At 69.7% G+C, this 15093-nt stretch carries 15 protein-coding genes and 1 tRNA gene; 13 read left to right on the plus strand and 3 right to left on the minus strand.

The genetic code is table 11. The features are described 5' to 3' along the window. Window positions 1-51 precede the first annotated feature (51 nt). A tRNA-Gly gene (locus ACFHNC_RS16285) sits at window positions 52-126 on the minus strand. Window positions 127-420: 294 nt separating this feature from the next. Here ACFHNC_RS16285 and metZ point away from each other — a divergent pair. The 9 genes from metZ (at window position 421) to ACFHNC_RS16330 (ending at window position 7411) form a co-directional block, all read left to right on the plus strand. Then, window positions 421-1791 carry an O-succinylhomoserine sulfhydrylase gene (metZ, locus tag ACFHNC_RS16290; RefSeq protein WP_437170284.1) on the plus strand — a complete coding sequence of 457 codons (1371 nt, stop codon included), beginning with the start codon at window positions 421-423 and terminating at the stop codon, window positions 1789-1791. Between the two features lie 20 nt (window positions 1792-1811). Then, complete coding sequence (locus tag ACFHNC_RS16295) at window positions 1812-2420, plus strand: LysE family translocator (protein ID WP_437170285.1); 609 nt, start codon at window positions 1812-1814, stop codon at window positions 2418-2420. 72 nt (window positions 2421-2492) lie between these two features. Next, window positions 2493-4067: a GMC family oxidoreductase gene (locus ACFHNC_RS16300; RefSeq protein WP_437170286.1), complete on the plus strand. Its 1575-nt coding sequence runs from the start codon at window positions 2493-2495 to the stop codon at window positions 4065-4067. A 45-nt stretch (window positions 4068-4112) separates the two neighbouring features. Further along, window positions 4113-4526: a Co2+/Mg2+ efflux protein ApaG gene (gene apaG, locus ACFHNC_RS16305; protein ID WP_437170287.1), complete on the plus strand. Its 414-nt coding sequence runs from the start codon at window positions 4113-4115 to the stop codon at window positions 4524-4526. Then, window positions 4526-5032, plus strand: coding sequence for a prolyl-tRNA synthetase associated domain-containing protein (locus ACFHNC_RS16310; RefSeq protein WP_437170288.1), 507 nt, complete (start codon window positions 4526-4528; stop codon window positions 5030-5032). Before apaG ends, ACFHNC_RS16310 begins: the two co-directional genes overlap by 1 nt. 70 nt (window positions 5033-5102) lie before the next feature. Then, entirely contained in the window at window positions 5103-6071 is a 969-nt protein-coding gene (locus ACFHNC_RS16315; protein ID WP_437170289.1) for a tetratricopeptide repeat protein, read from the plus strand. 83 nt (window positions 6072-6154) lie between these two features. Continuing rightward, window positions 6155-6814: an LON peptidase substrate-binding domain-containing protein gene (locus tag ACFHNC_RS16320; RefSeq protein WP_437170290.1), complete on the plus strand. Its 660-nt coding sequence runs from the start codon at window positions 6155-6157 to the stop codon at window positions 6812-6814. A 34-nt stretch (window positions 6815-6848) separates the two neighbouring features. Continuing rightward, window positions 6849-7046, plus strand: coding sequence for a Trm112 family protein (locus ACFHNC_RS16325; protein WP_437170291.1), 198 nt, complete (start codon window positions 6849-6851; stop codon window positions 7044-7046). Continuing rightward, the gene (locus ACFHNC_RS16330; protein ID WP_437170292.1) at window positions 7046-7411 is read left to right on the plus strand and encodes a gamma-butyrobetaine hydroxylase-like domain-containing protein; all 366 of its coding nucleotides are present in this window, start codon (window positions 7046-7048) and stop codon (window positions 7409-7411) included. The genes ACFHNC_RS16325 and ACFHNC_RS16330 overlap by 1 nt, the downstream gene beginning before the upstream one ends. A 182-nt stretch (window positions 7412-7593) precedes the next feature. Here the strand turns inward: ACFHNC_RS16330 and ACFHNC_RS16335 are convergent, their stop codons facing one another. Beyond that, window positions 7594-8877 carry an FAD-dependent monooxygenase gene (locus tag ACFHNC_RS16335; RefSeq protein ID WP_437170293.1) on the minus strand — a complete coding sequence of 428 codons (1284 nt, stop codon included), beginning with the start codon at window positions 8875-8877 and terminating at the stop codon, window positions 7594-7596. 198 nt (window positions 8878-9075) lie between these two features. Between ACFHNC_RS16335 and ACFHNC_RS16340 the strand changes: the two genes are divergently transcribed. The 4 genes from ACFHNC_RS16340 (at window position 9076) to ACFHNC_RS16355 (ending at window position 13960) form a co-directional block, all read left to right on the plus strand. Beyond that, window positions 9076-9414 carry a P-II family nitrogen regulator gene (locus tag ACFHNC_RS16340; protein WP_304813622.1) on the plus strand — a complete coding sequence of 113 codons (339 nt, stop codon included), beginning with the start codon at window positions 9076-9078 and terminating at the stop codon, window positions 9412-9414. Between the two features lie 40 nt (window positions 9415-9454). Further along, on the plus strand, window positions 9455-10810 hold the full coding sequence (locus tag ACFHNC_RS16345) for an ammonium transporter (protein ID WP_437170294.1): 1356 nt from the start codon (window positions 9455-9457) through the stop codon (window positions 10808-10810). Window positions 10811-10901: 91 nt separating this feature from the next. Further along, window positions 10902-11315, plus strand: coding sequence for an alternative ribosome rescue aminoacyl-tRNA hydrolase ArfB (gene arfB / locus ACFHNC_RS16350; protein ID WP_437170295.1), 414 nt, complete (start codon window positions 10902-10904; stop codon window positions 11313-11315). Window positions 11316-11422: 107 nt separating this feature from the next. Further along, window positions 11423-13960: a DNA translocase FtsK 4TM domain-containing protein gene (locus tag ACFHNC_RS16355; protein WP_437170296.1), complete on the plus strand. Its 2538-nt coding sequence runs from the start codon at window positions 11423-11425 to the stop codon at window positions 13958-13960. Between the two features lie 434 nt (window positions 13961-14394). Here ACFHNC_RS16355 and ACFHNC_RS16360 read toward each other — a convergent pair whose 3' ends face one another. After that, on the minus strand, window positions 14395-14850 hold the full coding sequence (locus ACFHNC_RS16360) for a YHS domain-containing (seleno)protein (RefSeq protein ID WP_437170297.1): 456 nt from the start codon (window positions 14848-14850) through the stop codon (window positions 14395-14397). Window positions 14851-15093 lie beyond the last annotated feature (243 nt).

Consider the following 15093-nt stretch of genomic DNA (forward strand, 5'->3'; position numbering starts at 1 on the left):
TGACCATGCTTGGATGGTAGGTGAGCGCGGCGTGGCGGGAGGGCAAGGGCGTGGAGCGGGCGGGGGGAATCGAACCCCCGACATTCAGCTTGGGAAGCTGACGTTCTACCTCTGAACTACGCCCGCAGCATTGCTTCTATATCCGGCCCCGTGCCAACCCCGCAAGCGGCCCGCGCATCACGCCGTGCTTGACCGGCGCCAGCCCCGCCCCTAAGCCACAATCAGGCGCGCAAGCGCCCCTCGCGATTTGTCCGGCCTGATTGCGGCGAGGTCCTGGTGTACCGGGCGGGGGACTCAGGTCCTCTGAAAATAAGCGCGCTAAAGGGTCGCGGGGTCCGCCCTATGCGGTCCTGTTGCCCCGGAAGGGGGCCGGACGTCCTGTGGTCGCAGCCATCCTGCTGCAGCTTTTAGGTGTCCCTCATGGCCAGAACCCTGCCCGACCGCCCGCTCCGCCCCGCCACGCTGCTGGTCCGCGGTGGGCAGATGCGCTCCAACCACGATGAGACGTCGGAGGCGCTCTACCTCACCTCCGGCTTCGTCTATGAAAGCGCGGGCCAAGCGGAGGAAACATTCCTCGGCACCACCCAGCACTACCAATATTCCCGCTTCGGCAACCCCACCGTCACCATGCTGGAAGACCGGCTGGCGGCGCTGGAAGGCACGGAGGCCTGCCGGCTGACGGCCACCGGCATGGCCGCGGTGCATGCTGCCCTTCTGTCGCATCTGAAGACAGGCGACCGCGTCGTGGCGTCCCGCGCCCTGTTCGGGTCCTGCCACTGGATCGTCTCCACCCTGCTGCCGCGCTACGGCATCACCACCACCTTCGTCGATGGCGGCAACCTCGAGGAATGGAAGGCGGCGTTCGAGACACCGGCCACGCTGGTGCTGCTGGAGACGCCCTCCAATCCGATGCTGGACCTGGTGGACCTGGCCGCGGTCTGCGACCTGGCGCATGCGGCCGGCGCGCTGGTGGTGGTGGACAATGTCTTCGCCACGCCGCTGCTGCAGAAGCCGATGGATTTCGGCGCCGACGTCGTCGTCTATTCGCTGACCAAGCACATGGATGGCCAGGGTCGCGTGCTCGGCGGCGCCGTGCTGGGCCGCAAGAAGTGGGTGGATGAGGTGCTGCAGCCCTTCATCCGCAACACCGGCCCCTCGATCAGCCCGTTCAACGCCTGGGTCATCCTGAAGGGGCTGGAGACGCTGCATCTGCGCCTGCCCGCCATGTGCCGCGCCGCCGCCGCCATCGCCGATTTCCTGGCGGAGCGGGTGGAGATCGCGCGCGTGCTGTATCCCTTCCGCATCGACCATCCGCAGCAGGCGCTCGCCAAGGCGCAGATGGCCGCGGGCGGCACGCTGGTGACCTTCGACGTGAAGGGCGGGAAGGCGGAAGCGTTTCGCCTGCTCGATGCGCTGAAGCTGATCGACGTGTCGAACAACCTCGGCGATGCGAAGTCGCTGGTGACGCATCCGGCCACCACTACGCATATGCGGATTGGCGCTGAGGAACGCACGAAGCTCGGCATCACCGACGGCACCATCCGCCTGTCCGTGGGGCTGGAGGATGTGGCCGATCTGATCGCGGATCTGTCGGAGGCGCTGGACGCCATCGCCCCCGCGCCGAAGCCGGTGAAGCGCGCCAAGGTGGTGATCGAGACGCCCGCCGCCGTGGAAGCCGAGCCGGCCCCGGCGCGCGCGCCGAAGAAGCCGGCCAAGCCGAAGCCGCAGGCCGACGCGACGCTGTTCGAGATGGTGGGCGACCTGCCGGAAGCCCCCGGCCCGAAGAAATAGGCCGAAGGGAACAGGCGGCGATGGACCTCAACATCTGGCTGGCCTTCTGCGCCGCGGCCATTGTCATGCTGTTGATCCCGGGTCCGACCATCCTGCTGGTCATCGGCCAGAGCCTCGGCGGCGGCGCGCGTAATGCGCTGCCGCTCGTGGCCGGCGTGGCGCTGGGCGACCTGACGGCGATAACGCTCTCACTCGCCGGGCTGGGCGCCATCCTCGCCACCTCCGCCACGCTGTTCACCGCGCTGAAATGGGTGGGGGCGGCGTATCTGGTGTGGCTCGGCGTGAAGATGTGGCGCGCGCCGGTGGACGCCGGCGCGGCGCCGCCACTGGCCGGCGGGAAGGCGCTGCGCCAGGCCTGGCTGGTGACGGCGCTGAACCCGAAGGGCATCGTCTTCTTCGTGGCCTTCGTGCCGCAATTCATCGACCCGGCACGGCCCTTCCTGGTGCAGGCGGCAGTGCTGATCGCCACCTTCGTGACGCTGGGCGCGACCAATGCGGCGATCTACGCGGCACTCGCCGGGCGGCTTTCCGGCGCGGTGCGGCGGCCTTCGGTTCGGCGGGTGCTGAACAGGGTGGGCGGCGGCGTGCTGATGGGGGCCGGGTTGGCGGTGGCGCTGCGGCGCGGCTGAGCGCGCCACCCCTCGCCTCCGGCGCCGAAAACTGGTCCGCTACGGTCCGGTTTCGGAATGTGGGGGCTCAGCATGTATGACGTGATCGTGGTCGGAGCCGGCTCCGCCGGCGCCCCGCTCGCCGCGCGGCTGTCCGAGGACGGGCACCGCCGCGTGCTGCTGCTGGAAGCCGGGCGGGACTGGCGCGCGGCCGAAGCGCCAGCGGCGTTGCGCAGCGCCAACATCATCCCCTTCATGCATGACCCGGCGCACCAGGCCGCATGGCAATGGCCCGGCCTGATGACCCGCCGCACCAAGGCGCAGGCGCCGCGCTTCTACTGGCGCGGCAAGGCGATGGGCGGGTCCTCCACGGTCAATGCGCAGATCGCCATCCGCGGCGTGCCGGCGGCCTTCGATGCCTGGGCCGAATCCGGCTGCGAGGGCTGGTCCGCCACCGATGTGCTGCCGATCTTCGACGCGATCGAGGATGATGCGGAGACCGGCACGGCGCCGGGCATCCGCCAGGGCGGACCGCTGCCGGTGTTCCGCATGCCGGTCGAGAATTGGGGCGCCGTCGATCTCGGCCTGCGCGATGCGGCGCTCGCCGCCGGCTACCGCTGGAAACCCGACCTCAACGCGCCGCAGGGGGAGGGCATTTCCTGCAACCCGATCAACCTGCGCGGCGGCCAGCGCGTCACCACCAATGACGGCTACCTGGAGCCTGCCCGCGGCCGCGCGAACCTGACCATCCGCGGCGAGGCGCTGGTCGATCGCGTGCTGGTGCGCGACGGACGCGCCACCGGCGTGCGCGTGCGCTTCGGCGGCGGGGCGTGGGAGGAGATTGCGGGGCGGGAGGTGGTGCTGTGTGCCGGCGCCATCCACAGCCCGGCCATCCTCATGCGCTCCGGCATCGGCCCGGCGGCGGCGCTTTCGGCCCTCGGCATCCCACTCGTGCAGGACCTGCCCTGGGTCGGCCAGAACCTGATGGACCACCCCATCCTGCGTGCCACCCTCGCCCTGAAGCCGCAGCACCGCGCGCAAGGCGCCGATGCGCGCCACACCAATTGTTGCCTGACCTACAGCAGCGGCATGGGCGGTGAGCGCGACATGATCATGATCGCCTACAACCATCGCGGCCTGACCACCGATGGCAGCCCGGCGGGAGGCGGCGCAGTGGGCCTCGCGCTGTATGATGCCTTCTCCCGCGGCACCCTCGCGCTGACCTCCGCCGATCCGGAGGCGCAGCCGGTGGTGGAGGAGAACATGCTGGACGACCCGCGCGACCGCGCCCGCCTGCGGGACGGCGTGCGCCGCCTGGCGCGCCTGACCGCGCTGGCGCCTCTGTCGGGCCTCACGGATGCCATCACCTTCGGCGAAACCGGCCTGCCCATGGCCGAAGCCGCCGCCCTGCCGGATGACGCGCTCGACGCCATCATGCTGGCCGAGGCGGCGGACATCCAGCATGCCGCCGGCACCTGTCGCATGACGGCGCATGAGGAACCGCGCGGCGTGGTGGACCCGGACCTCCGGGTGCGCGGCATCGCGGGGCTGCGCGTGGCGGATGCCTCCATCATGCCGACCGACTGCCGCGCCAACCTGCACTTCACCTGCGTGATGATCGGGGAGGCGCTGGCCCGCCGCATGCGCGCCGACCCCTCCCAAGGTTGACGCAGCCGCGATCCGGCCGACAATGCGTGGCCGGGGAGAACCGTAATGGCCAAGGCCGATGAGTTCAGCGAAACCACCCGCGGCATCCGTGTGACGGTCCGCAGCTTCTACCTGGAAGACCAGTCGGAACCGGCACGCGGCCATTTCGTCTGGGCCTACCGCATCGCCATCCAGAACGAAGGCGCGGAGACGGTGCAGCTTCTGAAGCGAAGCTGGCAGATCACCGATGCGCTCGGCCGCAGCCAGCAGGTGCATGGCGAGGGGGTGGTGGGCGAACAGCCGGTGCTCGCGCCGGGGGAGCGTTTTGAATACACCTCCGGCACCCCGCTCCACACGCCCTCCGGCTTCATGGCCGGCACCTACCACATGGTGGTAGCCGAGACGCGGGAGGCGTTTGACGTCGCCGTGCCTGCCTTCAGCCTGGACAGCCCGCACCAGCCCACCAGCCAACTGCATTGATGGAAACGCCCGAAAGCCTGCTGGCACGCCTCGCCGCGCTGGGGATCGAGGCGCACACCGTCACCCATCCACCGGTCTTCACTGTGGCGGAAAGCAAGGCGCTGCGCCCGGACCTGCCCGGCGGCCATGTGAAAAACCTGTTCCTCAAGCCGGAGAAGGCCGCCGGCCCCTTCCTGCTGGCCTCGATCGAGGAGGACCGGCCCGTGAAGGTCAACGCCCTGGTCCGCGCCCTCGGCCTGCCGCGTTCCGGCTTCGCGGAGGCCGAGGCGCTGCGGGCGCAGCTTGGCGTGCAGCCTGGCTCCGTCACCCCCTTCGGCCTGGTCAACGCGGCCCCCGGCGCGGTGCGGGCGGTGTTCGACCGGGGGCTGATGCAGGATCACGACTGGATCAACATCCACCCCCTTACCAACACCATGACCACCGCCATTCGCCCGGACGACCTGCTGCGCTTCCTGCGCGCCCTCGGCCATGCGCCGGAGGTGGTCGAGATGCCCAATCCCGCGTGATCCGCCCGCAACCGCTTGCTTCGCGCCTCACGTCGCGCATCTATGCGGCAAGCATGAGGAATTGCCTGCCATGGAACTGATCTTCGACCCGACCCGCCAGGCCGCCCCCGGCGGCGCCAGCCCTGCCGGTTCCCTGCCCAACGGCACCCCCGACCCGGTGAAGGATGGCGACCAGCGCACCTTCATGGCTGATGTCATCGAGGCCAGCCGCGAAACCCCCGTCCTGGTCGATTTCTGGGCCACCTGGTGCGGCCCCTGCAAGTCGCTGACGCCGACGCTGGAGAAGGTGGTGCGCGCCGCCGGCGGCCGGGTGAAGCTGGTCAAGATCGACATCGACAAGAACAAGCAGCTGGTCGCGCAGCTCGCGCAGATGGGCCTGCCGCTGCAATCGGTTCCCACCGTGGTCGGCTTCGCCCAAGGCCAGATCGCGGATTTGTTCCAGGGCGCCCTGCCGGAAGGCGAGGTGAAGAAGTTCATCGAGAACCTGCTGAAGGTCTCCGGCGGCCAATTGCCTGGCGCCGATCTGCTGGCCGAGGCCAAGGCGCTGGTCGAAGCCGGCGACCCTACCAGCGCGGTGGAGCTGTTCGCCGCCCTGGCCCAGTCCGAGCCGGAAAACGCCGAGGCGCTGGCCGGCCTCGCCCGCTGCCTGATGGCACTCGGTGAGGAGGAGCAGGCGCAGGAGGTGTTGGACCAGGTGCCGGAAAAGATCACCGGCCACGCCGAGATCGCCTCCGTCCGCAGCCAGCTCCAGCTCGCCCGCGAAGGCCGTGAGGCGCGGGAGAAGCTGGGCGAGTTCGAGCGCCGTCTGGAAGCCGACGCCGATGACCACGCCGCCCGCATCGACCTGGCTGTGGCGCTGAACGCCATGGACAAGCGGGCGGAGGCGGTGGACGCGCTGATGGTCGCCATCAAGCGCGACCGCACCTGGAACGAGGAAGCCGCGCGCAAGCAATTGCTGAAGTTCTTCGAGGCCTGGGGATTCGACGACCCCGCCACCCTTGCGGGACGCCGGAAGCTCTCCACCCTTCTGTTTCGCTAAGTCGCCCCGGCCCGGGTCATCGCCGCGCGGGGGAAACAGGGTTCACCGCGCGGCCGGACCGCGCGGTGGCTGAAACGGAGCATATGTCCGCCTTCCATCCCGCCTTCGACGCCCTGCCGTCGGAGATCCCGATCTTTCCGCTGGCGGGCGCGCTGATGCTGCCCGGCGGTCGCCTGCCGCTGAACATCTTCGAGCCGCGCTATCTGGCGATGACGGAAGATGCGCTGGCCGGCGGCCGCTTCCTCGGCATGGTGCAGCCGGACCCGAGCCTTACGCGCACGGATCTCGGCAGCCAGACCTACCAGGTGGGCTGCCTCGGCCGCCTGACCTCCTTCGCCGAGACGGAGGATGGGCGCTTCCTCATCACCCTGACCGGCATCATCCGATACCGCATCCTGGAGGAGGTGGGGCTGCGCCGCGGCTACCGGCGCGCCCGCGTCGAATACGGCGACTACGCGCCGGATTTGATGCTGGACGGCCTGGCCCCGCAAATCGACCGCGGCGCGCTGCTGGCGGCGCTGCGCGTATATTTCAAGGCACGCAGCATCGAGGCGAATTGGGAGGCGGTGGAGGGCACGGACGACGCCATGCTGGTCACCACGCTTTCCATGCTGTGCCCCTTCGAGGTGCGGGAGAAGCAGGCCCTGCTGGAATCGCGATCGACCGAGACGCGGGCGGAGATGCTGGTGGCGCTGATGCAGATGGACAGCCACGGCATGGCGCCCGAGGGCCGGCCGAGCTAAATCCATCAGCACGGATGTTTCTGGAGTTGATGCGATGACGGCCCCTGAGCCGAGCCTTGGCGCGGTGGACCCGCGCCTGCTGGAAATCCTCGTCTGCCCCGTCACCAAGGGCCCGCTGCGCTACGACCGCGAGGCGGGGGAGCTGGTGAGCGAGAAGGCGGGCCTGGCCTATCCCGTCCGCGACGGCATCCCCATCATGCTGCCGGACGAGGCCCGCAAGCTGCCGGCCTGATGCCGACCCTCACCGAGATCCGCCTGAGCCGGGCGGAGCAGGTGCTGCATCTGGCCTGGGATGACGGCGTGACCTTCGCCCTGCCGGCGGAATATCTGCGCGTCGAAAGCCCCTCCGCCGAGGTGCAGGGGCATGGGCCGGGTCAGCGCGTGACAGTGCCGGGCCGGCGCCACGTCGGCATCATGCGGATCGAACCGGTGGGGCATTACGCCGTACGGCTGGTCTTCGACGACCTGCACGACACCGGCATTTATAGCTGGGACTTCTTTCGGGTGCTGGGTGAACAACAGGCCGATCGCTGGGCCGCCTATGAGGCCGCGCTGGCGGCGAAGGGCCTGAGCCGCGACCCCCCCAAGCGTCCCTGAAAGCCCTCCCCCGCCCTTGCGGGGGGGTTGTGGCACTGCCGCAACGCCGATGGCTGGTTGGGTGGGGGCCTCCGCCCGCCCCCCAGCGCCTTCGACTGGTTGACTTGCGGACGCGCCGTAGTTTCGCGCCTTTCGGCTTGCGCGTAACGAAGCGGCGGCACCGCGTCCATGGGGCGCGCCGGTTATGGGGCCGGCGGCGCCATCAACCCCTGGCCACCCAGCAGCCCGCTGGCGCCGGCCATGCCCATTGCCCGCTGCGCGAAGGCGCGCTTGAGGCGCGGCATGCGGTCCACCGCCGCGATGCCAAGCCGCCGGGCCAGGCGGACCGGCCCGAAGTCGTTGCCGAACAGCTTCTCCAGCACATGCGTCGCGCCGAGCATGATCGCCGCATCCGGCCGGGCCCGGCGTTCGTAGCGGCGCAGCACCATGGCGCCGCCCGGATCCTCCCCGGCCGCCACCGCCTCGATCACGGCCTCCGCCAGCGCGGCCACATCCCGGAAACCGAGGTTCAGGCCCTGGCCGGCGATCGGGTGGATGCCGTGCGCTGCGTCGCCGACCAGCGCCAGGCGCGTATCCGTCTGCCGCTGCGCCCATAGCGCCGTCAGCGGATAGGACCAGCGCCGGCCGATGGGCCGGATGGCGCCGAGGTGGTCGCCCAGGCGGCGCGTCAACTCCCGCCCGAAGGCGGCATCATCCATCGCCAGGAAGCGGGTGGCCAGGTCGCGGCGATCGGACCAGACGAAGGCGGAGGCGTGCGGTAACTCCGGCGTGCCGAAGCTGCCAGGGCCGGCCAGCGGCAATTGGGCGAAGGGGCCGTTCGGCAGGAACATCTCCAGCGCCGTGCCGTTGTGCGGGCGCTCATGCGCGAAGGCGCCGACCATGCCGGTCTGGCCGTAATCATGCCGCTGCACGCCGATTCCGGCCTGCCGGCGCAGCGCGCTGTCCCGCCCCTCCGCCGCCACTACCAGCCGGGCGGTCAGCACCGTGCCGGCATCGGGGCCACTGGTGATGCGGATGCGGGCGCCTTCGGGCAGGCGTTCGATGCTGGCCTCGGCGGGGGCGAAGACGCGCAGGTTGGGCAGATGCGGCAGGCGGGCGTTGAGGGCCACGCGCAGTGACCGTGCCTCCACCATCCAGCCGAAGGGGTCGGGGCCGACCTCCTCGCTCCGAAAGTCCAGCTTGAGGGGGGAGGGGGCATGGCCCGGCCGGCCATCCGCCACGCGGATGTGGTGGATCGGCTGCGGCGGCTCCGGCAGCCGGTCCCAGATGCCGGATGCCGCCAGCAGGCGCTGGCTGGTGAGCGCGATGGCATAGGCGCGGCCATCGAAATCCGGCAGTTCCATCGGTGGCAACGGCGCGCGATCCAGCACCGCGGTGGGGATGCCGGCGGCGGCCAGGGTGGCGGCCAGGGTGGCGCCGACCGGGCCGGCGCCGACGATGCAGATGGTGGTCTCGATCTCGCTCATGCGCGTGAAAGTCGCGCTGCGGTGGCGTTTCGGCAAGAGGGAGGCAATTGCCTATAAAATAGGCGGATTTTTTGCGGTGCAGCGGCGCAACGGTGCGTGACCGCGCGGAACTCTGCGTAAAACGGTCTACGAAGCCCGTGGCACGGTCCTTGGATTGCACCACCTCGATACCGCCTTGGGAAGGGGAACTACGGCGCGATGAAGCTGGTCATGGCCATCATCAAGCCTTTCAAGCTGGACGAGGTGCGCGATGCGCTCACTCCGCTCGGCGTGCAGGGGCTTACGGTTACCGAGGTCAAGGGTTTCGGTCGGCAGAAGGGCCAGACCGAAATCTATCGCGGAGCCGAATACCACGTGAGCTTCCTGCCGAAGCTCAAGATCGAAGTCGCCGTGGCCGCCGAGATGGTGGATGCGGTGGTGGAGGCGATTGCCGGCGCGGCGCGCACCGGCAAGATCGGCGATGGCAAGATCTTCGTCCTGGACGTGGAGCGCGCGCTGCGCATCCGCACCGGCGAAACCGATGACCAGGCGCTGTAGCCGCATGTCGGGCGACAACACATTGATGGGGAACGGGGGAATGACGAGGATTGCGCGCGCCGCTGCCATGGCGCTGCCGGCGCTGCTTCTGTCCGGCGCGGCCTTCGCGCAGGTCGCGGTCGTGCCGGCGCCGGAGCCAACGCCGACCATCGACACCGGCGACACCGCCTGGATGCTGACCAGCACGGCCATCGTGCTGATGATGACCGTGCCAGGCCTGGCGCTGTTCTATGCGGGCATGGTCCGCAAGAAGAACGTGCTGGCCACCATGATGCAGTCCTTCGCGGTCTGCGGCCTCGTCGGCGTGCTGTGGATGGTGGCGGGCTACAGCATCGCCTTCGGTGACGGCAATGCGTATATCGGCGATCTGTCCAAGCTGTTCCTGGGCGGCATGGGGGCGAATTGGGACGCGCCTTTTGTGCTGGGCTCCGGCGATTCCGCGGTGGCGACCACCATTCCGGAAAGCGTCTTCGTCACCTTCCAGATGACCTTTGCCATCATCACCGCGGCGCTGATCACCGGCGCGGTGGCGGACCGCATGAAGTTCTCCGCGCTGATGCTGTTCATCACGCTGTGGACCCTGCTGGTCTATTCGCCGGTGGCGCATTGGGTCTGGCACCCGAATGGCTGGATCTTCGAACTCGGCGCGCTGGACTTCGCCGGCGGCACGGTGGTGCACATCAATGCCGGCGTGGCCGGCCTCGTGGCGGCGATCGTGCTCGGCAAGCGGGTCGGCTACGGGACGGAGAACATGTCCCCCTACAATTTGGCCTTCGCCGTGATCGGCGCGAGCATGCTGTGGGTGGGCTGGTTCGGCTTCAATGCAGGCTCCGCCGTCGGCGCCGGTGCGCGCGCCGGCATGGCGATGCTGGTGACGCAGGTGGCGGCCGCCGGCGCGGTGCTGGCCTGGCTGGTCGCGGAATGGGCGACCAAGGGCAAGCCCTCCGTGCTCGGTGCGATTTCCGGCGCGGTGGCGGGCCTCGTGGCCATCACCCCGGCGGCGGGCTTCGTGCTGCCGGGTTCCGCGCTGGTCATCGGCGTGGTGGCGGGCCTGGCCGGCTTCTGGGGCGCGACCGCGCTCAAGCATTGGTGCGGCTATGACGACAGCCTGGACGCCTTCGGTGTGCACGGCATCTGCGGCATCGTCGGCGCGCTGCTGGTGGGCTTCCTGGCCTATGGCCCGCTCTCCGGCACCGCGGCCGATCCGGGCGGCATCAGCGGATCCTTTGCGCAGTTCCTGACGCAGATCTACGCGGTGGTGGCGGTGTTCATCTTCACCGCGGTGGCCACCTTCATCCTGCTCAAGATCGTGGACGCCATCGTCGGCCTCCGCGTGACGGAGGAGGAGGAGCGCGAGGGCCTGGACGTGACGTTGCACGGCGAGCGCCTCGGCTGACGCCATCGGCATCGACAGAACCGGGCGCCGGGGGGAACCTCCGGCGCCCTTTTTGTTTGCGCGGCCCGCCGCGACGCGCCATGAGGCGCGCATGTCCCGCATCCCCCCCATCCCCGACGACGCGCTGGAGGAACGTTTTGTCCGTTCCTCCGGCCCCGGCGGGCAGAACGTCAACAAGGTGGAGACGGCGGTCGAACTCCGGCTGGACCTGCGGCGGCTGGATATGGGCGAATACATGGCCCGCCGGTTGGCGACGCTGGCCGGCCGGCGGATCACGCAGGATGGCGTGCTGGTGATCCAGGCGCAGCGTTTTCGGACCCAGGACCGCAACCGGACGGATGCAAGGGAAAGGCTGGACGCGCTGCTGGCCGAGGCCGCCGAGCCGCCGCCACCGACCCGCCGCGCCACCAAGCCCAGCTACGGTTCGCAGATGCGCCGGCTGGAGGGGAAGAAGCTGCGCGCCGGCGTGAAGAAGCTGCGCGGCAACAAGCCCCCGGCGGATTGAGCAGCCAAGCCACACCCCCCGCCCGGCGTTGCCGCACCCATCGCAACACCGTTCATTCCGAACGACTTCCGGTGTAGAGTTCCCTCAAAGCTTCAGGAACCACCCAGATGGCCCGCACCGCCAGCACCCCGGCCGTGGGCGACCGGCTTGCCGCAGCCGGGCGCCGCTTCGCCTCGCCCGCCGTCATGGCCGCGTTGCAGCGGCGCCTGGCGGAGCTTTTGGCGCTGGTGCTGGTGGTGTTCGGGCTGGTGCTTGGCCTGGCGCTGGCCAGCTATGATCCGGCCGACCCGTCCTTCTCCACAGCCACCGCCCAGCTCACCCGCAACCTGGCCGGGCCGATCGGCGCCCATGCCTCGGATCTGCTGCTGCAGGCCTTCGGCTATGCCGCCTTCCTGCTGGTGGCCTGCCTGATGACCTGGGCTTGGCGGCTGGCGACGCATCGGGGCCTGGCGCCCTTCGTCCTGCGGCTGGCCTGCCTGCTGGCGGCGATGCCGCTGCTGGCCGCCACGCTGATCCTGCTGCCGCTGCCCACCGATGTGCCGGCCGCGGCCGGCCCCGGCGGTGCGGCCGGGCCGGTGGTGGCGCAGGCGCTGACGGGGCTGATGCGCGACCTGCTCGGCCCGGCCGGGGCCGGCATCGCGCATGTGGTGCTGGCGGCTCTGACGGGGCTGCTGGCCTTTGTCGCACTCGGCCTGACGCTCGGCGAATGGCGCCGGGCCGGCGCCGTGGCGGGCTCCGCCGCCAGCGCCACCGCCCGCGTCACCGCGGCCGGCGCGCGCCAGGTAGGGGGGCAGGTGGGGGAGCGTGTGCCGCCCGGCTTCTTCAGCCGCGCCCTGTCCTGGCCCTTCAAGGCAATCGGCCGCGCCGTGGGCGGCGCGGTGCGGCGGCGGCGGGAGCGGGAGACGCCGCTGGCCGAATTGCTGCGCAACGCCGATGCACTGGTCGAGGACGCCCCGCCCCCGCGCCGCCGCGAACCGTCCTTCGCCGGCGATGCCGCGCCGGAGGATGCGCCGCCGCGCCCGGCCGCCGCCGCGGCCTCGCGTGCCAAGCCCGCTGCGCCGCGCGTGGCCGACCGCGTCGCGCCGCCGAAGCCCGTCCCCAATGCGCGCCAGGGCATGCTGGACCTGCCGGACGGCACCTGGCGCTACCCGCCGCTGTCCCTGCTGACGCCGCCGCCCGCCCGCCGCGCCACCGGCCCTTCGGAGGAAGCACTCCAGGGCAATGCGCGGATGCTGGAGACGGTGCTGGAGGATTACGGCGTGCGCGGCCGCATCGCCGAGATCCGTCCCGGCCCGGTGGTCACGCTGTACGAACTGGAACCCGCCCCCGGCACCAAATCCGCCCGCGTCATCGGCCTGGCCGACGACATCGCGCGGTCGATGTCCGTCACCGCGGTGCGCATCGCCACGGTTCCGGGCCGCAACGTCATCGGCATCGAACTGCCTAACAGCAAGCGGGAGATGGTGTATTTCTCCGAGATGATGATGGCGGAGGATTGGCACCGCCACCAGGCGAAGCTGCCGCTGGCGCTCGGCAAGGATATCGGCGGCGCGCCGGTGATCGCGGACCTGGCCCGCATGCCGCACCTGCTGATCGCGGGCACCACCGGATCGGGCAAGTCGGTCGGCATCAACACCATGATCCTGTCGCTGCTCTACCGGTTCACGCCGGATGAGTGCCGCTTCATCATGATCGACCCGAAGATGCTGGAATTGTCCGTTTACGACCGCATCCCGCACCTGCTGGCCCCCGTCGTCACCGAACCCGCAAAGGCGATCGGGGCTTTGAAGTGGACCGTGCGGGAAATGGAGAAGCGCTACCGCGCCATGTCCCAGCTCGGCGTCCGCAATATCGGCGGCTACAATGAAAAGGCGGTGGCGGCGCGCGACCGGGGCGAGGTGATGACGCGCCGCGTGCAGGTCGGCTTCGATCCGGAGACCAACAAGCCGCTGTTCGAGGACCAGCCCTTGGCGCTGGAGCCGCTGCCGATGATCGTGGTCGTCATCGACGAGATGGCGGACCTGATGATCGTCGCCGGCAAGGATATCGAGGCCGCGGTGCAGCGCCTGGCGCAGATGGCGCGTGCCGCCGGCATCCATGTGATCATGGCGACGCAGCGGCCCTCGGTGGATGTCATCACCGGCACCATCAAGGCGAACTTCCCGACCCGCATCAGCTTCCAGGTCACGTCGAAGATCGACAGCCGCACCATTCTCGGCGAGATGGGCGCGGAGCAGCTTCTGGGCCAGGGCGACATGCTGCACATGGCCGGCGGCGGCCGCATCAGCCGCGTGCACGGCCCCTTCGTGACCGATGACGAGGTGGAGGCCGTGGTCGCCTTCCTGCGCGAACAGGCCGAGCCGTCCTACATCGAGGAAGTCACCGAGGTCGATGAGGATGCGGCCGGGCCGGACCTGTCCGGCATGCTGGGCGGCAATACGGATGGCGAGGCCTCGCTGTATGACCAGGCGGTGGATCTGGTGACGCGGGAAGGCAAGGCCAGCACCAGCTTCGTCCAGCGCCACCTCAACATCGGCTACAACCGCGCGGCCAAGCTGATCGAGCAGATGGAGAAGAACGGCGTAGTGGGGGCGGCCAACCATGTCGGCAAGCGGGAAGTGCTGGCGCCTGGGGCGCGGGAATAGGCGGGCTGCCAGGAACCCTCTCCAGCCAAAAGGGCGGAGAGGGCCAAGGTGTTCAACGCTCTGGAATGCGGAGCAGGTTGAGCAATCGCTCAAGGTCGCCGATGGCGGCGCGGAATCGGTCCTGGTTGCGTGAGCCGCGGCGAAGCTGCGGAGCCTCGCGAAGACGTTGGGGTTGATGCGGGTGCCGCCCAGCGTTGAACAGCCCTGCAATGGGCTCCGCCGCGCAGGGCTTCTGTCGCAGGTCGCCTTACAGCGCAGCACGCGCGCACCGCGGCTGGATGTGATACCAGCGGACCGGTCAAGAGACCGGTCCGCTGGTATCATCCCATCTCGCCGTAAATTGCCTGTTCTGAAACTGCCTATGATGCCCTCGGCGTTCCCGCCCAGGGCATCGGACACTCACGACAACCCCGCGAGGGGCGGCCCGCCGCGGCTCAGAACGGGTGGATGCGCGGCCAGTTCGTGTTGCCCTTGGCGATATTGCCGGGCACGTCACGCAGCCACATCTGCTGCGCCTGTTCATGGACCTGCAGGTACAGCTTGTTGTCCACGATACGCCAGATCTCCGGGTTGCCCGGCGCCTTGTAGGCCTGTGAAGCTGCCCAGGCGCAGTAGCCGTCGAACTGCGGCGCGTAGCGAACAGGATCCGCCTTGAACAGGTCGCGCGTCGCTTCCGACTGGAAGAACCAGATTCCAGCGTTGTGTGTGGCGTTGAACCTCGCCAAGCCGCGCTGTGCGGTGCCGCTCTGGTAGCTGGTTGCGTCATAGCCACTGATGGCGACCGCCAGCTGATTGCCCGCCACGGCTTCACGTGACTTGCCGATGAGGCCGGCAGTGGCGCCGAGCAGCGCAATTGCGGCAAGGCCACGGCGCTTGAGGATGATGGGCATTGGGGACCTTTCCTGTTGCTCCCGTGCCCTCCTTCGCAGCCCGCCTCTGCTTGGTTACGCCGCAGCGACGCGGAATTGTGCCGGACATCGTGGAGCGGCAGGCCGGCCGCAGCGGCCAGCGCCTCCGTGCCCAGATCTTCTGCGATGTCGGCCACCATCCGCTCGCGCACCGCCAGCACGCAGCGGCTGATACCAGCGGACCGGTCTCTTGACCGGTCCGAGCGCCCGGTCACGGCGCTGCCG

This window comes from Falsiroseomonas sp. E2-1-a4 (genome assembly GCF_051433165.1).
GTDB lineage: Bacteria > Pseudomonadota > Alphaproteobacteria > Acetobacterales > Acetobacteraceae > Falsiroseomonas.